Annotated in this window: 18 protein-coding genes and 1 tRNA gene; 13 read left to right on the top strand and 6 right to left on the bottom strand. The window is 66.6% G+C overall.

Annotated features, from left to right (window positions below; all coding sequences use genetic code 11):
* The first annotated feature begins 14 nt into the window (after positions 1-14).
* Genes GO608_RS02960 through lipA form a run of 4 tightly spaced genes read left to right on the top strand, consistent with a single transcriptional unit; the run spans position 15 to position 2830 of the window.
* A complete protein-coding gene (locus GO608_RS02960) occupies positions 15-872 on the top strand; it encodes a D-amino acid aminotransferase (protein ID WP_169197792.1) in 858 nt (285 codons plus the stop codon).
* Positions 865-1137, top strand: coding sequence for a YbeD family protein (locus GO608_RS02955; protein ID WP_169197791.1), 273 nt, complete (start codon positions 865-867; stop codon positions 1135-1137). Before GO608_RS02960 ends, GO608_RS02955 begins: the two co-directional genes overlap by 8 nt.
* Positions 1138-1833: a lipoyl(octanoyl) transferase LipB gene (lipB, locus tag GO608_RS02950; protein WP_211159284.1), complete on the top strand. Its 696-nt coding sequence runs from the start codon at positions 1138-1140 to the stop codon at positions 1831-1833.
* Between the two features lie 49 nt (positions 1834-1882).
* Complete coding sequence (lipA, locus tag GO608_RS02945) at positions 1883-2830, top strand: lipoyl synthase (RefSeq protein ID WP_169197790.1); 948 nt, start codon at positions 1883-1885, stop codon at positions 2828-2830.
* Positions 2831-2924: 94 nt separating this feature from the next.
* Here lipA and dksA read toward each other — a convergent pair whose 3' ends face one another.
* Entirely contained in the window at positions 2925-3353 is a 429-nt protein-coding gene (dksA, locus tag GO608_RS02940; RefSeq protein WP_169197789.1) for an RNA polymerase-binding protein DksA, read from the bottom strand.
* 288 nt (positions 3354-3641) lie between these two features.
* On the opposite strand from dksA, the gene GO608_RS02935 reads away from it, so the two are divergent.
* The 5 genes from GO608_RS02935 to GO608_RS02915 all read left to right on the top strand — a co-directional run bounded on the left by GO608_RS02935 (position 3642) and on the right by GO608_RS02915 (position 11343).
* Positions 3642-5624, top strand: coding sequence for a UvrD-helicase domain-containing protein (locus tag GO608_RS02935; protein ID WP_169197788.1), 1983 nt, complete (start codon positions 3642-3644; stop codon positions 5622-5624).
* 152 nt (positions 5625-5776) lie between these two features.
* Positions 5777-6517, top strand: coding sequence for a sulfate reduction electron transfer complex DsrMKJOP subunit DsrO (gene dsrO, locus GO608_RS02930; protein ID WP_169197787.1), 741 nt, complete (start codon positions 5777-5779; stop codon positions 6515-6517).
* A 19-nt stretch (positions 6518-6536) separates the two neighbouring features.
* A complete protein-coding gene (nrfD, locus tag GO608_RS02925) occupies positions 6537-7625 on the top strand; it encodes an NrfD/PsrC family molybdoenzyme membrane anchor subunit (protein ID WP_169197786.1) in 1089 nt (362 codons plus the stop codon).
* Between the two features lie 22 nt (positions 7626-7647).
* Positions 7648-10731 carry a tetrathionate reductase subunit A gene (locus GO608_RS02920; protein ID WP_169197785.1) on the top strand — a complete coding sequence of 1028 codons (3084 nt, stop codon included), beginning with the start codon at positions 7648-7650 and terminating at the stop codon, positions 10729-10731.
* 165 nt (positions 10732-10896) lie between these two features.
* Positions 10897-11343, top strand: coding sequence for a hypothetical protein (locus GO608_RS02915; protein WP_169197784.1), 447 nt, complete (start codon positions 10897-10899; stop codon positions 11341-11343).
* Positions 11344-11378: 35 nt separating this feature from the next.
* Here GO608_RS02915 and GO608_RS02910 read toward each other — a convergent pair whose 3' ends face one another.
* The 3 genes from GO608_RS02910 to GO608_RS02900 are packed head-to-tail and all read right to left on the bottom strand — an operon-like array spanning position 11379 to position 14393.
* On the bottom strand, positions 11379-12011 hold the full coding sequence (locus GO608_RS02910) for a response regulator transcription factor (protein ID WP_169197783.1): 633 nt from the start codon (positions 12009-12011) through the stop codon (positions 11379-11381).
* Complete coding sequence (locus tag GO608_RS02905; protein ID WP_211159283.1) at positions 11995-13905, bottom strand: sensor histidine kinase; 1911 nt, start codon at positions 13903-13905, stop codon at positions 11995-11997. The genes GO608_RS02910 and GO608_RS02905 overlap by 17 nt, the downstream gene beginning before the upstream one ends.
* A gap of 29 nt (positions 13906-13934) precedes the next feature.
* Positions 13935-14393, bottom strand: coding sequence for a c-type cytochrome (locus GO608_RS02900; protein WP_169197782.1), 459 nt, complete (start codon positions 14391-14393; stop codon positions 13935-13937).
* 212 nt (positions 14394-14605) lie between these two features.
* Here GO608_RS02900 and lysM point away from each other — a divergent pair, with 212 nt between their 5' ends.
* The gene (lysM, locus tag GO608_RS02895; RefSeq protein ID WP_169197781.1) at positions 14606-15121 is read left to right on the top strand and encodes a peptidoglycan-binding protein LysM; all 516 of its coding nucleotides are present in this window, start codon (positions 14606-14608) and stop codon (positions 15119-15121) included.
* Between the two features lie 178 nt (positions 15122-15299).
* Positions 15300-15376: transfer RNA gene (locus GO608_RS02890), tRNA-Arg, on the top strand.
* Positions 15377-15666: 290 nt separating this feature from the next.
* Here GO608_RS02890 and GO608_RS02885 read toward each other — a convergent pair.
* Together GO608_RS02885 and GO608_RS02880 are read right to left on the bottom strand one after the other, a co-directional pair.
* A complete protein-coding gene (locus GO608_RS02885; protein ID WP_247002809.1) occupies positions 15667-16785 on the bottom strand; it encodes a glycosyltransferase family 9 protein in 1119 nt (372 codons plus the stop codon).
* Positions 16786-17166: 381 nt separating this feature from the next.
* Positions 17167-17532, bottom strand: a complete 366-nt coding sequence (locus GO608_RS02880; protein WP_169197779.1) for a hypothetical protein — start codon at positions 17530-17532, stop codon at positions 17167-17169.
* Between the two features lie 214 nt (positions 17533-17746).
* Between GO608_RS02880 and GO608_RS02875 the strand changes: the two genes are divergently transcribed.
* Positions 17747-18217, top strand: coding sequence for a DUF1772 domain-containing protein (locus tag GO608_RS02875; RefSeq protein WP_169197778.1), 471 nt, complete (start codon positions 17747-17749; stop codon positions 18215-18217).
* A gap of 14 nt (positions 18218-18231) precedes the next feature.
* Entirely contained in the window at positions 18232-19587 is a 1356-nt protein-coding gene (locus GO608_RS02870; protein ID WP_169200653.1) for an IS1182 family transposase, read from the top strand.
* Positions 19588-19744 lie beyond the last annotated feature (157 nt).

Below are 19744 nucleotides of genomic sequence, written 5' to 3'. Positions count from 1 at the left end.
ATGCGGAGACGCCCATGAGCATCTGCTTTCTGAACGGCACGTTCCAGCCGCTCGCCGACGCGCGGATTTCACCGCTCGACCGCGGTTTCCTGTTCGGCGACGGCGGCTACGAAGTGATCCCGGTGTATTCGCGCCGGCCGTTCCGTCTCGCGCAGCATCTCGAGCGGCTCGCCCATACGCTCGAGGCGATCCGCCTGCCGAATCCGCACGCGCCGTCCGAATGGTCCGGAATCATCAACGAGATCATTGCGCGCAACCCGTGGGCGGACCAGTCGGTCTACCTGCAGGTGTCGCGCGGCTGCGGCGACGGGCGCAACCATGCGTTTCCGGTGCCGATTCGGCCGACCGTGTTCCTGATGAGCGACGAGCTCGTCACGCCGCCGGCCGAGCAGCTCGCGCGTGGCGTGGCCGCGATCAGCGCGGCCGATTTCCGCTGGCTGCGCTGCGATCTCAAGAGCACCGCGCTGCTCGCGAACTGCCTGCTGCGCCAAGGCGCGATCGACAGCGGCTGTGTCGAGACCGTGCTGTTTCGCGACGGTTTCCTCACCGAAGGCGCGGCGTCGAACATCGTCATCGTCAAGGACGGCACGATGCTCGCACCGCCGAAGAGCCACCTGATGCTGCCCGGCATCACCTACGACGTCGTGCTCGAGCTCGCCGCCCACCACGGCTTGCCGTACCAGGTGCGCGAGATCCTCGAAGACGAGGTGCGGACTGCCGACGAAGTGTGGATGACGTCGTCAACGAAGGAAGTGCTCGCGATCACGACACTCGACGGCTTGGCCGTGGGGAGCGGAATTCCCGGCCCCGTCGCGCGCCGAATGTACGACTGGTACCAGGAATTCAAGAACACGGTGATGCGCAGTGGCTGACGAGACGCGACCGACTCTCCTCGAATTCCCGTGCGACTTCCCGATCAAGATCATGGGCGCGCGGGTCGATGAATTCGCCCAGGCTGTGGTCGAGGTGGTGCTGCGTCACGCTCCGGATTTCGATGCTCGCCTGGTCGCGATGCGCCCGTCGCGCAACGGCAACTACCTCGCGCTGACCTGCACGATCCGCGCGGTGTCGCAGTCGCAGCTCGACGCGCTGTATCGCGAACTGACCGCGCATCCCCTCGTGAAGGTGGTGCTCTAGATGCTCGCTGGCGGCGAGCTGGCTGCCCTTCCGGCGCAGGCACCGCAGTCTGCCGGCACGTCGGCGCTGCTCGTCCGCCGCCTCGGTTGCGTCGATTACGAACCCACGTGGCACGCGATGCGCGCCTTCACCGACGCGCGCAGCGCCGACACGCCGGACGAGATCTGGCTGCTCGAACATCCGCCGGTCTACACGCTCGGCCAGGCGGGCCGGCCGGAACACCTGCTGCGCGACGTCGGCATCCCGCTCGTGAAAATCGACCGGGGCGGACAGATCACGTATCACGGCCCGGGCCAGCTCGTCGCGTATCTGCTGATCGACCTGCACCGTCGCGGCCTCAAGGTGCGCGAGCTGGTGACGCTGATGGAACAGGCCGTCATCGACTGCCTCGCCGGATACGGCGTCAGCGCCGAGCGCAAGGCCGGTGCGCCGGGCGTCTATGTTGACGGCGCGAAGATCGGCGCGCTCGGGCTGCGCGTGCGCAACGGGCGCAGTTATCACGGCCTGGCGCTGAACGTCGACGTCGACCTGGCGCCGTTTTCCTCGATCAACCCGTGCGGTTACGAAGGCCTGCGCACCGTGCGGATGAAGGACTTCGGCATCGCCGACGACGTAGCGAGTGTTGGCGAGCACCTGCTCGCCGCCCTGCAGCGCCTGCTGCCACCGGTGTACCCCGCCGGCCGGCCGCCGGCCTGAACCCTGAATGGCTTACCCGCCCCGACCCATCACGACACGAGAGACCCGCATGGACAGCACGGCACGCAAGCAGCGCGGCGCAGACAAGACCGCGCGCATCCCGATCAAGATCGTCCCCGCCGAGCGCCTGAAGAAGCCCGAGTGGATCCGCATCCGGCTCGGCGCCGGCCACGAAGCCGAGCGCTTCAACGAAATCAAGACGAGCCTGCGCGAGCACAAGCTGCACACCGTGTGCGAGGAAGCCTCGTGCCCCAACATCCATGAATGCTTCGGCAAAGGCACTGCGACGTTCATGATCATGGGCGACATCTGCACGCGCCGCTGCCCGTTCTGCGATGTCGGCCACGGCCGGCCCGAGCCGCTGAACGCGAACGAGCCGCAGGAACTGGCGGCGACGATCGCGGCGATGCGGCTCAACTACGTCGTCATCACCAGCGTCGACCGCGACGACTTGCGTGACGGCGGCGCGCAGCATTTCGTCGACTGCATCCGCGAGACGCGCGCAGCAGCGCCGAAGACGCGCATCGAAGTGCTCGTGCCGGACTTCCGCGGCCGCCTCGAGATCGCGCTCGAGATCTTCGACCAGGCCCCGCCCGACGTCATGAACCACAACCTCGAGACGGTGCCGCGGCTCTACAAGCAGGCCCGCCCCGGCGCGGATTACGCGTACTCGCTGCGGCTGCTGAAGGAGTTCAAAGCGCGTCACGCCGACGTGCCGACGAAGTCCGGCCTGATGGTCGGCCTCGGCGAGACTGACGACGAGATCCTCGACGTGCTGCGCGACCTGCGCGCGCATGACGTCGAGATGCTGACGATCGGGCAGTATTTGCAGCCTTCGACCGGCCACCTGCCGGTGCTGCGCTACGTGCATCCGGACACGTTCAAGATGTTCGAGCGCGAGGCGCTGGCGATGGGTTTCAAGAACGCCGCGTGCGGGCCGATGGTGCGTTCGAGCTACTGGGCCGACCAGCAGGCGCACGGCGCAGGCGTCGTCTGAGCTGTCGCACCGGCCAGCACGGCGGCTACGGCCGCCGTCGTACGGCCCGTTCGCGCCGTGCCGTTCCGGCGCGAGAGCGGACGGTGCGGCACGTTCAGCGGAACAGCCGCTCGGCCCGTTCGTGCCGTTCCTGCTCCTCGAGGCTCAGCGTCGCGGTCGGCCGCGCGAGCAGGCGGCCGACGCCGATCGGCTCTCCGGTCGCTTCGCAATAACCGTAAGTGCCGTCCTCGATGCGTCGCAGCGCCGCTTCGACCTTGTGCAGCAGCTTCAATTCGCGGTCGCGGATGCGTTGCTCCAGCACCTGCTCTTCTTCCTGCGTCGCGCGGTCGGCCTCGTCGGGCGTGGCGATCGTTTCGCGCAGATGCGAGCGGGTTTCCTCGCTGTTCTCGCGCAGTTCCGCCTGCAGCGCGAGCAGCCGCTCGCGGAAGAACTCGAGCTGCGCGTCGTTCATGTAGTCGTCGGCCGACATGCCGAGCAGTTCGGCTTCCGACAAGCGACGCTTGCGGGGTGATGAATTTTTCATAATGAGCTCTCCGTGTTACGTCCATGCCGGCCGGCAGGATTCGCAGGACGGCACTGCAAGGTTGCAAAATCGCTTCGATTCCCGGCATCGCGACTGCCAGAGCGGCGAATATTCCGATCAAACGGGAATCCCGTCGTTGGAGATCATCACGCGGCCCATTCTGAAAGCTTTCGCCTCCCTTGTCATCTGCGGGAGCCACGGCCGAGGGCGCTGGCCCGATCGGTTAGAATGCCGGCGTGCCGCCTGCCGGCGCCATCCTTTTCCCGCAGTCCTTCCGGCTCGACGCCCATGTCCGCTCATCTGAACGCCCCGCAGCGCGACGCGATCCATTACCTCGACGGACCGAGCCTCGTGCTCGCCGGCGCGGGCAGCGGCAAGACGCGCGTCATCACGCACAAGATCGCGCACCTGATCAATGCGTGCGGGCTGAATCCCGTGAACATCGCCGCGATCACGTTCACGAACAAGGCGGCGAAGGAGATGCAGGAGCGCGTCGCCGGGCTGATGGGCGGGCGCGTGCCGGGCGGATTGACGGTGTGCACTTTCCACGCGCTCGGCGTGAAGATCGTGCGGCAGGAAGCGAAGCACTGCGGGCTCAAGCCGCAGTTCTCGATCCTCGACGCCTCCGACACGGTGCAGATCGTTGCCGACATCACGCGCGACGCCGACAAGGCGCGCTCGAAAGCGATGCAGTGGCAGATCTCGGGCTGGAAGAACGCGATGGTGACGCCGGAGCAGGCCGCGCAGCTCGCCGACAACGAACTTGCGTCGGCCGCGGCGCTGCTGTACGCCGAATACGAGCGCACGCTGCGCGCGTACCAGGCAGTCGATTTCGACGACCTGATCAGCCTGCCGGTGCGCCTTTTCGACGAACACCCGGAGGTGCGCGAGCGCTGGCAGAACAGGCTGCGCTATCTCCTCGTCGACGAATACCAGGACACGAACCGGGCGCAATACACGCTGTTGCGCCACCTCGCCGGCGTGCGCGGCGCCTTCACCGCGGTCGGCGACGACGACCAGGCGATCTACGCGTGGCGCGGCGCCGACGTCGAGAACCTGAAGCTCCTGCAGCAGGACTATCCGAAGCTCAAGGTCATCAAGCTCGAACAGAACTACCGCTCGTCGAAGCGCATCCTCACCGCCGCGAACACGCTGATCGCGAACAACGAGAAGTTGTTCGAAAAGCGGCTGTGGTCCGAGCACGGCGCCGGCGACCAGGTCACGGTGACCGCGTGCCGCGACGCCGAACACGAGGCCGAATGGGTCGCGTCGAAAATCAGCGCGCACAAGTTCGAGCACCGCACGAAGTTTTCCGACTACGCGGTGCTGTACCGCGGCAACCACCAGGCGCGGCTGATCGAGCAGCAGCTCCGGAACCAGAAAATCCCGTACGTGATCTCCGGCGGCCAGTCGTTCTTCGACAAGGCTGAGATCCGCGACCTGATCGCGTACCTGCGCCTGCTGATGAACGAGGACGACGACCTCGCGTTCATCCGCGCGATCACGACGCCGCGCCGCGGCATCGGCGCCGGCACGCTCGAAGCGCTCGGCAGCTATGCCGGGCGGCGCCATGTGAGCCTCTTCGCCGCGACGTTCGAGGAAGGCGCGGCGCACGCGCTGTCCGCGCGCCAGCTCGAACAGGTGCAGGAGTTCGGCAACTTCATCAACCGCCTGCAGTACCGCGCAACGCGCGAGCCGGCGTCGCGCGTGCTCGAGGACCTGCTCGCGGCGATCCGCTACGAGGCCTGGCTGTTCGAGCATCTCGACCCGCGCGAGGCGGAGTCGAAATGGAGCAACGTGCGCGACTTCGTCGGCTGGCTCGGCAGGAAAGGCGACGAGGACGGCAAGAACCTCATCGAGCTGACGCAGACGATCGCGCTGATCTCGATGCTCGACAAGAACGACAGCGAGTTCGACGGCGTGCAGCTCGCGACGCTGCACGCGTCGAAAGGGCTGGAGTTCAAGCACGTGTTCCTCGTCGGCGTCGAGGAAGGGCTGCTGCCGCATCAGTCCTCGATCGACGAGGACAAGATCGAGGAAGAGCGCCGCCTGATGTACGTCGGCATCACGCGCGCGCAGCGAAGCCTCAACATCACCTGGTGCGAGCGGCGCAAGGCCGGCAAGGAAGCACGCACCTGCGAGCCGTCACGCTTCATCGAGGAGATGGGCGGCGACGTGAAAGTCAATGACCGCAAGTCGAACGCGCCGGTGTCGAAGGAAGAAGGCCGCGCGCGCATCGCGAACCTGATGGCGATGCTCGAAGGGCGGTGAGGTCGCAAGCTGCGCCCCGCAGCGGCAGCGCCTCGTGTTCGCCCCTTGCAATAGGTAAATTCATCTAGGCGGCTCGCCGATACACCCGATTTTCGTGGCCTCGTCATCGGCCTAAAGTGGCAGCGACTCCCCCATTTACCAGGAGCGTTGTCATGATGTACCCCAAGCCGCCCGCGCTGTCGGAATCCCGACGGGCGTTCCTCCGCGGCATCCCGGTCCTGACCGCCGCAGCGGCGATCGCCCCGGCCCCAGCGCTCGCCGCCGACGGCAAGCACCACTGGGCGATGCTCGTCGATACGCGAAAATGCATCGGCTGCCAGGCCTGCACCGTGTCGTGCATCCAGGAAAACGCAGTGCCCGAAGGCAGCTTCCGCACCGTCGTGTCGACGTACAGCGTCAAGCTGACCGACGCCGACCAGCCGGCGGGCACGTACATGCTGCCGCGCTTGTGCAACCATTGCGACGCGCCGCCTTGCGTGCCGGTGTGCCCGGTCGGCGCGACGTTCAAGCGTGAGGACGGCATCGTCGTCGTCGATGGCGACCGCTGCGTCGGCTGCGCGTACTGCGTGCAGGCCTGCCCCTACGACGCGCGCTTCATCAATCACGAGACGAACAAGGCCGACAAATGCACGTTCTGCGCGCATCGCGTCGACGCCGGCCTGCTGCCCGCATGCGTCGAGACCTGCGTCGGCGGCGCACGCATCTTCGGCGACCTCAACGACCCGGACGGCGAACTGCGGCGGCGGCTCGACGCGGCGAAAGCCGAAGTGAAAGTGCTCAAGCCCGAGCAGGGGACCGAGCCGCGCGTGTTCTACATCGGGCTCGACGAGCGCTTCCAGGGCAAGGTCGAAGGACAGGGCACGCTGTGGCAGCCGCGCAAGCGCCACGGCTGACGGCAACAGGAGACCGATCATGAATGCCGATATCGTCGAAACCGTCAACGTCGCGCGCGAAATCGCGTGGCTCCCGTGGGCGGTGCAGTACTTCTTTCTCATCGGCCTGTCGTACGGCGCGTTCCTCGTGTCGCTGCCGGGCCTGGTGTTCCGCCGCGCCGGCTGGGAAGGCATCTCGCGCCTGGCGCTGCTCGCGGCGCTCGTGTGCGGACTGACGGCGCCGGTCGCGCTGCTGGCCGACCTGCACCAGCCGGCACGCTTCTGGCATTTTTATGCCTACTTCACGCCGACGTCGTGGATGTCGTGGGGCGCATTCTTCATCCCCGTCTATCTGACCGGGCTGATCCTGTACGCGTGGCTCGCGTACCGTCCGCTGCTCGCGCGCCACGCCGACGAAGGCGGCAGGCTCGCCGGCCTCGCGCGCCGCATCGCCTACGGTGGTCACGAAAGCCGCAACGCGCTCGTCGCCGCGGCGCTGCTCGCGTTCGTCGGCGCCGCGCTCGTTGCGCTCTACACCGGCGTCGAAGTGATGCTCGTGCGGGCGCGGCCGCTGTGGCACACGCCGCTGCTGCCGGTGCAGTTCTTCGTCACGGCACTCGCCGGCGGGCTCGGGCTGACGCTGCTGTTCAACCGCGGGCTGCCGGGCGGGGGCGAGCCGGGAGCGACGCGCCGCATGGCGACGGCGCTCGCCGCGACGCAGTTCGTCGCGCTCGTCGTCGGCGGCCTCTGGCTCGCGCTCGGGCTGAGCGGCGTGTCGCCGACCCATGCGCAGGCGCTCGCCGAAGTCGCGCCGTCGGCGAACTGGCAGGTCAGCGCCGTCTGGGCGGTCGCCGCCACCGTCGTCACGCTGCTGCTTGCGTGGAAGCGCCCGGCGTCGGGTCTGCTGATCGGCCTGCTCGCGCTGCACTCGGCGTGGATGATGCGCTGGACGATTTTCATCGGCGGGCAGGAAGTGCCGAAGACCGGCGCCGGCTACTACAGCTACCAGCTTCCGCTCGGTCCCGAAGGCCTGATGGGCATCGTCGGCACCGTCGGGTTGTGGATCTTTCTCTTCGTCGTGCTGACGACGCTGCTGCCGCTCGACCGGCTCGGCAAGGCCGGCGCCTGATTCGAATCACGGGACACTCATCATGAAAATCGAACGTCGCGAACTGATCGCCGCCGGTGGCCTCGCCGTCTTCGCCGCGGGGTTCTCGCAGACGCTGGGCCGCATGATGTCCGGCCTCGTCGGGGACGAACCGCAGGCGCACAACCTCCATGGCCGCTCGGCCGAGCCGGAATTCACGGTCGATGCCGAAACCGGCGAACTGCATCCGAACCCGAACCAGCAGGTCAGCTACACCGGCTGCCTCGGCTGCACGACCCAGTGCGGCATTCGGGTCCGTGTCGACAAGACGACCGGCAACGTCATCCGCGTCGCCGGCAACCCGTACAGCCCGCTGTCGACCGAGCCGCACCTGCCGATGAAGGCGTCGGTGAAGGAAAGCTTCGTCGCGCTGTCGCGCTTCCAGGACAAGGGCCTCGCCGGCCGCTCGACCGCGTGCGGCCGCGGCAACGCGGCGATGGACCAGATGAACTCCCCGTTCCGCGTGCTGACGCCGTTGAAGCGCGTCGGTCCGCGCAACTCCGGCCAGTGGCAGCCGATCCCGTTCAAGCAACTCGTCCGCGAGCTCGTCGAAGGCGGCGACCTGTTCGGCGAAGGGCATGTCGACGGGCTACGGGCGCTGCGCGACCTGAACGGGCCGATCGATGCGGAAGCGCCGCAGCTCGGCGCGAAAGTCAATCAGGTCGCGGTGTGGACGAGCGTCAATGACGGCCGCGAAGCGTTCGCGCGCCGCTTCTGGAACCAGTCGTACGGCACGCTGAACTTCATCGGCCATGGCTCGTACTGCGGCGGCGCGTATCGCTCGGGTTCGGGCGCGCTGTTCGGCGACCTGAAGAAGATGCCGCACGCGAAACCGGATCTCACGAACGCCGAGTTCGTGCTCTTCATCGGCACTGCACCGGGCAACGCCGGCAATCCATTCAAGCGCACCGGAACGCTGCTCGCGAAAGGGCGCAGCGAAGGCCGGCTCGAATACGTCGTCGTCGATCCGGTGCTGACGAACGCGGACAACCGCGCCGCCGGTGAGCGCGGGCGCTGGGTGCCGATCCGGCCGGGCACGGACGGAGCATTGGTCATGGGCATGATGCGCTGGATGTTCGAGAATGACCGGGTGAACACCGCGTATCTGGCGCTGCCAAACCTTGCGGCTGCGGAAGCGGCGGGCGAGCCGTCCTTCACGAACGCGTCCTGGCTCGTGATCACCGAACCGGGTCATCCGCGCGAAGGCCGCTTCCTGCGCGGCTCGGACATCGGCATGGCAGTCGCCGAAGCGGACAGGTACCAGGACGCCGATCCGTACCTCGTGCTCGGTGTCGACGGCAAGCCCACGCCTGCCGCGGCCGCAACCGCTGCGGCGCCGCTCGAAACCGCCGGCGCCATGGCGATCGGGGACAGCGCGCTCGGGGTGAAAACGTCGTTCGAGCTGCTGCGCGAGTCGGCGCTGAAGCTGAGCGTCGCCGAATACGCGGACATCTGCGGTGTGCCCGAGGCCGTCATCATCGGGCTCGCCGACGAGTTCACCCGCCACGGCCGCAAGGCGAGCGCGATTGCGCACGGCGGTATGATGGCCGGCAACGGTTTCTACAACGCGTACTCGGTCGTCACGCTGAATGCGCTGATCGGCAACCTGAACTGGAAAGGCGGCTTCGTCGTCAATGGCGGCGGCTTCAAGGACGCGGGCGCGGGTCCGCGCTACGACCTCGAATCCTTCCCCGGGGCGCTCAAGCCCGCCGGCACGCCGCTCGGACGCAACGTGCCGTACGAGAAATCCGCCGAGTTCGCTCGCCGCAAGGCCGCAGGCAAGGCTTACCCGGCGCGCGACGCGTGGTTCCCGAACGCGCCCGGCCTCGGCACCGAATGGTTCCCGGCGATGCTGCGCGGCTACCCGTATGGACTGAAAGCCCTCGTGCTGTGGAGCGCGAATCCCCTCTACGGCATCCCCGGCGTGCGAGCTCTCGTCGAGAAGGAACTTGCCGATCCGAAGAAGCTGCCGCTGATCGTCTCCGTCGATCCGCTGATCAACGAGAGCAACGCGTTCGCCGACTACATCGTGCCGGACTCGCTGATGTACGAGAGCTGGGGCTGGACCGCGCCGTGGAACGGCGTGCCGACGAAGGCGACGACGGCGCGCTGGCCGGTGGTCGAGCCGAAGGCCGCAAAAACGGCCGACGGCCAGGCGATCGGCATGGAGACGTTCTTCATCGCGCTGGCGAAAGCGATGGGCCTGCCGGGCTTCGGCCCGGAAGGGCTCGCCGACGCCGACGGCAAGCGCGTTGCGCTCGAGCGGCCCGAGGACTGGTACCTGCGCGGCGGCGCGAACATAGCGTTCGCCGGCAAGGCGCCGGTCGGGGACGCGACCGACGAGGACCTCGCACTGTCCGGCGTCGAGCGCCTGCGACCGCTGCTCGAAGCGACGCTGAAAGCTGACGAATGGCGCAAGGTCGCGTTTCTCTACACGCGGGGCGGCCGTTACCAGCCGGCGAAAGAGGCGCAGGACGAAACGAACGGGGAATGGCAGACGAGCCGCTTCAAAGGCGCGCTCTGGCTATGGAACGACAGCGTCGGCGGTGCGAAGAACAGCCTCACGGGCCGCCGTTTCACCGGCTGCGCGACCTGGCAGCCGCCCGCGTTCGCCGACGGCACGCCCGTGCGAGACGTGCACAGCGATGCCGACTGGCCGCTGCTCGCCGTCAGCTACAAGTCCGCGCTGCAGAACTCCTACAGCATCGCAACGCGGATCACCGGCCTGCACCCGGACAACCCGGTCATCGTGCATCCGGCGGACGCCGCGCGGCTCGGGCTCGCGACCGGCGATCTAGCCCGCATCGCGACCCCCGCCGGCCACGCCACGTGCCGCGTGATCGTCCATGAAGGCGTGATGCGCGGCGTGGTGGCAGTCGAGCACGGCTACGGCCACCGGGAGCTCGGCGCCCGCGCACATAAGTTCGGCAGCGAGCGCCAGCCCGACCGGCCGGAGCTGCGCGCGGGCATCAACCTCAATGACCTAGGTCTCGTCGATCCGACGCGCGGCAACGAGGCGATATGGGTCGATGCAGTCGCCGGCACCGCGGTGCGCAACGGTTTGCCGGCCAAGCTCGAGCGGATTTGACCGGAAAATAGAAAAAACGAATGTAAAAATAATGACGATCGGGACGGATGGCGGCCTATATTGAATTGAAGCGGATCGCCGCAATCGCATCGGCGCGACATTGCCGGATTTGCGCCGCGCGGCACCGTGCAAGTGGTTCCGAGCAACTTGACGATGGAGGTTTCGATGAAACTCAAGACGTTATTGGTCGCGCTGGCCGCGGTGTGGATTTCCGGCAGCGCGCTCGCTCAACCGGCCGGCGGCATGCCGCCGGTCGACGACACCACCCCGATCTACGGCTCCCAGATCATGACGCCGCAGGAGCGGGCCGAGCATCGCGACCGCATGCGCGCGGCGCGCACCGCCGAGGAGCGCGAGCAGATCCGCGCCGAGCATCACGAGCGGATGGTGGAGCGTGCGAAGGAGCGCGGTGTCACGCTCCCGGATGAACCGCCGATGCGTGGCCGCGGGATGATGGGGCCGGGAAACCAGATGGATCCCGGTCAACGCGAACGCCTCGGCCCCGCGGACCGCATGGGGCCCCGCGGGGCGAGCCCTGGCGGCGGGATGGGTCCAGGCGGCGGGATGGGTCCAGGCGGCGGGATGGGTCCGGGCGGCGGGTCCGCTCGCTAGGCCGCGGCTGCCGGCGGGAGAGCCTCCCCGCTCGCTCAGTCCAGCGCAGTCGGGTTCGCGCGCAGCATCAGGCGCGCGAGTTCGGCAGCGCTGCCGACTTCGGTCTTTTCCATGATGTGCTGGCGGTGCACATGCACCGTCTTTTCACTGATGTCGAGTTCGCGCGCAACCACCTTGTTCGGCAGGCCCTGCGCGACGAGCCGAGCGACTTCGCGTTCGCGCGGCGACAGGCGCGCGAGCGAGCCCAAAGCGGCATCCCGCAATGCGGTCCGCGAGCGGTCCTCGGCGCAGCGGCGCACCGCCGTCGCGACGGCGTCCAGCAGGGTCTGGTCGCGGAAGGGTTTCTGCAGGAAGTCGCTCGCGCCGTGCTTCATCGCCTCGACCGCGAGCTCGACATCGCCATGTCCGGTGATGAACACGATCGGCGCTTGCCAGCCGCGCGCGCGCAACGCCGCCTGCAGTTCGAGCCCGCTCATCGTCGGCATGCGGATGTCGAGCACGAGGCAGCCGAGGTCCGCGGGCGGACGCTCGTGCGCGGCCAGAAACTCCTCCGCCGACGCATAGGCGCACACGCCCCAGCCGACCGATTCGAGAAGGAAGACGAGAGAGCGGCGGAACGCCGCGTCGTCGTCCACGACGTGGATCACGCAGTCATCGGTCCGGGACATTGGCGCAACGGGACTCCGAAAGAGGGGGCGTGGAAGACGAAGCGGCTGTCGAAAGCGGCAGGCTCAGGATGAACTCGGCGCCGCCGCGGCCGTCGGCGGCCGGCTCGGCGGTAAGGCGGCCGCGGTGCGCTTCGGCGATCGTGCGGCAGATCGAAAGACCGAGCCCGAGACCATCCGGTTTCGTGCTGAAGAACGGCTCGAACAGCCGTTCGCGAGTTGCCGCGTCAAGGCCGGTGCCGAAATCCCGCACGACGATGCGCACGTTGCCGTCGCCCCGGCTGATCGTCACTATGAGGCGTTGTCGCTCGGGACCGAATCCGCGCGCAGCGTCGTAGCCGTTCTTCAGCAGATTCAGAAGGACCTGCTGGATCTGCAGTGAATCGACCTCGACGCTCGTCGACGGCGGCAGTTCGTCCGTCACCTCGACCGCCGGTGCATTCGCGAGCATGCCGCGGAACAGCGCCACCGCTTCGCCGACGATCTCGCGCGGCGCGACGACCTCGCGCACGGCGGCCCGTTTCTTCGCGAAACCGCGGATGCGTCCGAGGATCGTTGCCGCGCGCTCCGCCTGCCCGGCAATCTCGGAAGACGCTTCGCGCACCGCTTCGTCGGTCAGGCGGCCGTTGTCGACGCGCCGGTGCAGGCTTTCGGCATAGTTCCCGATCGCCGCGAGCGGCTGGTTGAGTTCGTGGGCGAGCGTGCCGGACAGTTCGCCGAGCACCGACAGCCGCGCCAGGTGGTCGGCCTGCTCCTGGCCGGCGCGCATCCGCGCCTCCAGCGCCTCGCGCACGGCGAGCGCTGCGCGAAGCTCGGCGGTGCGGAGGTGGACGAGATGCTCGACACGCACCGTGTACAGAATCCACGCCGAAAGCAGCACGGCAAGGAACGCGACCCACGGCCAGTAGCGCTCGGCCAGCATCATCAGGGTCGGCTCGCGCAGGTTCGCGTACGGGCCGATCTGCAGTTCGCGAAACATTTCGTGCACCGACTGGTAATCGGCCGGCACCGACCACGCCATGCCGTTCTCGTCCGGCGCCATTGCGAGCAGCGCGATTGCGACCGTCTTTGCCAGTGCCGGCGAGGTATCGCGAAGCGTCGCCAGAGGCCAGTCGGGGTAAAGCCGGGTCGAGGTCGCGCAAGGGAAGCCGGGTTCGTCGCGCATGCCGATGACCCTGAACGCGGTCGCCCACTCGGGCCGGCTTTCCAGGAGGCAGGCGCGCACGATCCCTGCATCGGCGTCACCGTTCGCGACTGCCTCGAGGACCTGGCTCATCGGAAAACCGACGGTCTTCAGCTCGGCGAAATCACGTTCAGGGTCGATGCCGAGCGACGCCAGTTCGCGACGCACTGTCTGGTAGCCGCCAAAGCCTTCGCGCGCGACGATTGCGACCCGTCGTCCGCGCAGATCGTCGAACGCGCGAACCTCCTGGCGATCCGCCCGCGTGATCACGGCCGATCCGATGGCACGTTCCGGAGCGCGGCCGGGGCTCGCGTCGAGCGTCAGTATCCGGCTGGCGCCGGACTTGGCTTCGAGTTCGATGTAGTGCCCCGGATTCGTGATGATGAAATCGACCGTGCCGGCTGCAACGGCATCGTCGAGCCCCTGACGATCGAGCAGCACGAGACTGATCTTGCGTCCCGGCAGCGCAGTCTGGAGGTGCTTCACAACCGGTGACCATTCGACGACCGTCGTCTCGGCGCCGAGGAATGCGAGGACGCCGATGCGGATTTCGCCGGCCGGGGCCCCCGCCGACGGCGCCGCGAGACCGGGAGCTGCGAACAGGAGCAGGACAGCGACAACGGTCAGCACGCAGCGCAGGAACCGCGCGCCCGCAAAGGCGCCGACCGAGAATGAACGTTCGATCGGTACCGGAAGCTCGGCAAGGGCGACCATCGACCACCCTTCCTATCGGAATGACCGGCTTATTGACCGACCGGCGGTTCGGTAAAATTCCCGCCCGCGGTGTTCGCAAGATGGGCGACCGCGCGCTGCACTTCGATATCCGTCAGATCCGCCCCCCCGCCACGCGGCGGCATCCCGCGAATGCCGTTGATCGCATTCTTCGTCAGCGTGTCGAATCCTTGGGCGATCCGCGGAGCCCAAGCGGCCGCATCACCCGTTTTCGGCGCGCCGAGCACGCCACTGCCATGACAGCTCACACAGACGCTTTGGTAAATTTCCTCGCCGCTGCGGCTGCCCGGGGTCGCTTTCGCGACTTTCAGGTCGAGGCGCGCGACCGGCTGGATCAGCGTCGCGGTCGTTTCCGGATCGGGCGCGGCCTGTTTGCCGCAGCCGGCAAGCTGGACGACGGCGAATGCCGCGACAGCGGAAAGCATCAGGCGACCAGGGCGCCTTACGAACTGAACTCGGGGTTTCGACATGCTTGCTCCTGTCTGGGGTTGGGGACGAGCCAGGTGCGAAGTATATCCGGGCCCATCGGCCGGACCGCGGATGTCGGATGATTTGGGCCGCCCGAAATATCGCGTCGCATGGGAGCGCTGCGGTTGTAACAGTCATGCAAATGTAAAAACCTTCAACCCCGTCTGGTCTATGCTGAATGCGTTCAATGCGACTTTTCCAGACGGAGGCAAAGATGGGACTCTTTTCGTTCATCAAGGATGCCGGCGAGAAACTCTTCGGCGGCGGCGAGGCCAAGGCGGCTGCCCCGGCAGCATCGGCAAACGCGGCCGCTCCTGCGGCAACGGCAGATACAAGCGCCGCGAATGCCAAAGCGGCCGACGCGATCAAGCAGTACATCACGTCAATGAACCTCGCTCCGTCCGATCTCGGGGTGAAATTCGACGCCGCGACCTCCGTCGTCACCGTGTCCGGCTCGGCACCCGATCAGGCAACGAAGGAAAAGATCCTGCTTGCCGCCGGCAACGTCCAGGGAGTCGGCGAAGTCGACGACCAGCTGTCGGTCGTTCAGGCCGCGCCCGAAGCCCGTTTCCACACCGTCGCGCGCGGCGATACCCTGTCGGCGATCGCGAAGACCTATTACGGCAACCCGAACAACTACAACGTGATCTTCGAGGCCAACAAGCCGATGCTGACCCACCCGGACAAGATCTACCCAGGCCAGGTGCTGCGCATCCCGCCGGCCCCTTGATTCCCGCAGGACGCCTTCCGAAGACCCGCTGGTTGCAGCGGTTCTCGCGGAGGCCGAGTTTCCGGTCGAAGCTTCCGACCGCCGCAGGATGATTCCGAAGTTATTCCGGGCTGACATGGACTTCGCAGGGAAACCGGTATAAGCTAGCGCGCTTGATTGCGAGTTCAAGCTCGCCATCGCGCCCGTAGCTCAGCTGGATAGAGTACTGCCCTCCGAAGGCAGGGGTCGTGCGTTCGAATCGCGCCGGGCGCGCCATATATTCAAGTACTTACGTCGAATCTGAAATCGTTGCACGGGAACGCGGTTTCGATTTTGATCTGTCGAGTGCTGTAAAGAAACCGGCTGACCGCCGGTTTTTTTCCTGTACGCCCAGCACGGGCGCACTCCTGCAGGTCCAAGTCCCACCGTAAGTTGATCACCGCGAACGAAGCGAAGCGCAATTGCCCGAGGGTGACGGAACGTCGCACCCCTCATCGAGCAGACCGTCGGGCCGCCGAGTTCGCTCGCTGGACCCCGCTCGACCGCGAGCGGCGCGCGAAAGCGGGTCAGCGAAGTATGGCGGGAAGCATGCTCTCTGATGAAGCGCCCTCCCCCAGGCTCCACAACTCGAGTGCGAGCGCCCTCACCTCTTCGATACTGACGTCGTCCACGAAGGACGGGTCGTGCTTGCAGCGCCGCGTGAGGTTGTCCTGGCCGCAGACCGGGCACGCGCGCCGCAGCGATGCGGCACAGCGGTTCTGGTACGAGGTCAGCGGCCCCGACACCAGCAGGTTCACGAACCAGTAGATGCCGGCCGCTAGCGTCCCCACGGCCTGAGCCATCTGTAGCGGACCGCTGTCGCTGGCAATGACGAGGCGCGCCCGGTGGAGCAGCGCCGCGAGACCGTCGAGCGTCAACAAGCCGCCGGCGTCGATCGCCGGCTCGCTCATCGCCGCAATGACGCTCGCGGTGAGCCGTCGGTCGTCCGGGCCGCCGCCCTGAACGACGACGCACGCCCCCATTCGCACGAACTCGTCGGCGACCGCCGCGAACTTCTCGACCGGCCAGATGCGACGCGGGTCGGTCGCGCCCGGACTGAGCACCACCAGCGGCCGCTCAGCTGGTAGCCGCAGACGCTTCGCAAGCTCGGCCCGATCCCGCGCGAGCACTGGCAGCAGCGGCTGCAGGTCGACCGGAGGCGCGCCGGCGAGCCCGACTGTCTCGAGAAGCCGCAGGCGCTCGTTGTGCCACGGCACGTACGGCAGCCAGCGGTCGAGCGGCTCGGCGTCGCCGTCCCTCACTCCCACGGTCAAACGCGCGCCGAGGCGGCGGACGAACGGATTCGAATGGCGCCCGCCGCCGTAGAACTGGAAGGCGATATCGAAATTCCGGCGCCGAAGCGCTTCGCACGCCGACTCGACCGCATCCTCGTCCACGACTGCGTCCGGAGGTGCGCCGACGCCGGGTATCGGTGGAAGTACGACGACCTCGTCGATGAGTGGTGTGCGGCTTTCGAGGAATTCCTGGTGCCACGCGCGACCCAGGTAGACGATGCGGGCGGCCGGATAGGTTTTACGCAGCGCCGCGAGCGCCGGCAGCGCGAACATGAAGTCACCGACCTGGTTCGGACGCAACACGGCGATTGAGGCGACTCCCGGCACCGGCTCGCGCCAGGTGGCATTCATCGGTCCCGTCATTTCACGACAGCCCTTGAGCCGACTATCTCACACAGCCGTCGGGCCGTCATATTCACCCTCGGGAATGCGCTCGCTTTTGTCGCGGTCCGGTTCGTCGTGCTTCGGTTGCGTTGCCATGACGGTCCCCTCGCAGCTGATCCACGAGGAGCAATGCAATCCGGAGGCCCGCCGTACCTCGGATGCGAGTCGCCGCGGCAGCGTTAGGTCATGTAAAGCTGCCGCGAACCGCGCCGTTTATCCCTGGCCTGAGAGGGGCCGGCGGCGCACCGTGGAAAAGTCTATTCACGCCTCACCCAGAAATTCTGACACTCCCCTCGGTAATCCCTGGACGTCCAAGCGGTCATCAGGTGGATTTTGCCGGACAACGAATCAGGCACCGTCGAGCCATTTCACGCATTCCGCCATCAGCGAGCGGGCCAGATCGGATTCGTACTTGGGGTCGAGTGCCTCCATCATCTCGTGCACCGTCTGAAGCCCCGCCTCGCGCGACAGCGAGCCGGCAATCTGGCGGGCAAACTCGTCACTGAGTTCGGACAGGAGGCGACGATCGGCGAGCGGCAGACTGCGCCCGCTGCGATTGAGCCACTCCGCGACGAGACTCGCGCCCTGCGCTGCGGTAGGCCATTGTCCGTGCTCATAGAAAACCGACAGGCGTTCGGCCGTCAAGGCGAAGAGCAGCGCGGCGCGAGTACCGCGGCTGTCGGCAGGTGGAAGGGTAGGGGGCTGCGGGGGCATTGATTTACTTTTTGCGGAAAGTCGCCCCGTAGCATGGACAGTTGCTCACGCTCCGGTCAATAGTCTTGGGGAGCGGCCGGGACGGTGCGTGAGCAGTTGGAGGTGATCTACCGGACCGAGTCGCGTCGGATCTTCGTGACGCTGGTTCGCCTGCTCGGCGACTTCGACTTCGCCGAGGAGGCGCTACGTCCTCAGCACCCTTGAGGCAACTATTGTGAAAATACTGCGCTTCCTCACGATTATGCTGACGGCGCTCAGTCTGAGCGCAGCGTTTGCCCATCTTTTGGAGATGCCAGCCAAGCTCCAGTATGACGATGCGCTGTGGCTCCACCTCCTGCAAACGCTCTATCCGACTTTCGGGAAGGTTTCAGGGGTTTGTGAGATCGGTGCCGTTATCGCCAGTGCGCTGCTCGTTGTCGCTATCCGTAAGCGCCCGAAAGCACTTCCCTGGACGTTGCTTGCCGCATTGTGTCTTGCTGTGACGCATGCAATCTTCTGGATTTGGGTTGCTCCGGTGAACGCTGCGCTGTTGCCGCTGTCACCTGATACGCTGCCCCCTGATTGGACGCGCCTGCGGGACCAGTGGGAGTTTGCGCACGCTTCACGCGCCATTCTTCAGATTATCGCGCTAGCAGCGTGTCGGACTTTGAGCGGGATAGGCGATAATCATAGCCAGGCGAACTGACGGGATTTGCGGAAATGGCTTTCCACCCGATAGACCGGGACACTGACTTTCTGCTGCCGCCCTCGGTGCAGGAGTGGTTGCCGGAAGCGCATCTGGCGCGGTACGTGGTGGACGTCGTCGAGCAGCTGGATCTGTCGGCGATCGAGCGGGCATACGCGGGACGAGGCAGCGACGCCTATCATCCGGCAACGCTGCTCGCGCTGCTGATCTACGGCTACGCTACCGGGACCTTCTCGAGCCGCAAGATCGAGCGGGCGACGTATGACTCGCTCGCCTTCCGGTTCATCGCCTGCAATCGGCATCCGGATCACGACACGCTGGCCAATTTCAGGAAGCGCTTCGGCGGGGAGTTCGAAGCGGCCTTTGTCCAGGTGCTGCAGGTGGCGCGCGAGAACCAGCTCTCGCGCTTTGGCACGGTGAGTCTGGACGGGACCAAGATCCACGCCAACGCGAGCCGGCACAGTGCGCTCTCCTATGGGCACGCACGGACGATCGAGGCGCAGCTCAAGGCCGAGGTGCAGGAGCTCATGAAGCTGGCCGAGGCGGCCGATCAATCCTCGCTGCCGGACGGGGTGAAGCTGCCCGAGGAAATCCGCCGCCGGGAAGACCGGCTGGCGGCGATCGCGGAAGCGAAAGCGAAGATCGAAGCGCGTGCCGCGGAGCGCTTCGCACGCGAACAGGCCGAGCACCAGGCGAAGCTCGCCGCCCGCGCAAAGAAGGAAGCCGAAACGGGCAAGAAGTCCAAGGGCAAAGGGCCGAAACCGCCGCAAGCCGGGCCCCGCGCCGACGACCAGATCAATCTGACCGACGAAGAGTCCCGGATCATGCCGGTCGCGGGTGGCGGATTCGAGCAGAGCTACAACGCGCAGGCGGTGGTCGATACCGAATCGATGCTCATCCTCGCCACTCACGTGACCCAGGCGACCAACGACAAGGAACAGATCGAGCCGATGCTGGCGAAGGTCCAGGCCAATCCCGAGGGGTTGAATCAGCCGGCGATTTGGCTCGCCGACACCGGTTACTACAGCGAGAAGAACGTCACGGCGTGCGTCACCGCGAAGATCGAACCGCTGATCGCGGTCAAGCGCGACGCGCATCATCCGGATTGGCGGGAACGTTTCAGCGAACCCGAACCGCTGGCCGCGGGGGCCTCGGCGGTCGAGACGATGAAGCACCGGTTGAAGACACGTGCCGGACGCGCGGCTTATGCCCTGCGCAAACAAACCGTCGAGCCGGTGTTCGGCATCATCAAGTCGGTGATGGGCTTCCGGCAGTTTCTGCTGCGCGGCCTCGACAACGTGACGAACGAATGGAGCCTCGTTTGCCTCGCGTGGAATCTGAAGCGCATGGCCGTATTGCGTCCACAGTAAGGAAACGGCGGGGAATCGTGCGCATTCTCGCAAAAATGACGGTGAAAACGGCCTTCACGCCCGATTCACGTTTCGCATCGCGAACACTACGCCACCGTGGGTGGCGTAGTCCGACGGACTGCTAGGTGCGCTGACAATTTCGATTCTTGCTGAACTT

The organism is Aromatoleum buckelii, assembly GCF_012910785.2.
GTDB lineage: Bacteria > Pseudomonadota > Gammaproteobacteria > Burkholderiales > Rhodocyclaceae > Aromatoleum > Aromatoleum buckelii.
Note: the sequence above shows the minus strand (reverse complement) of the source record. Positions and strands in the feature narration are given on the sequence as shown.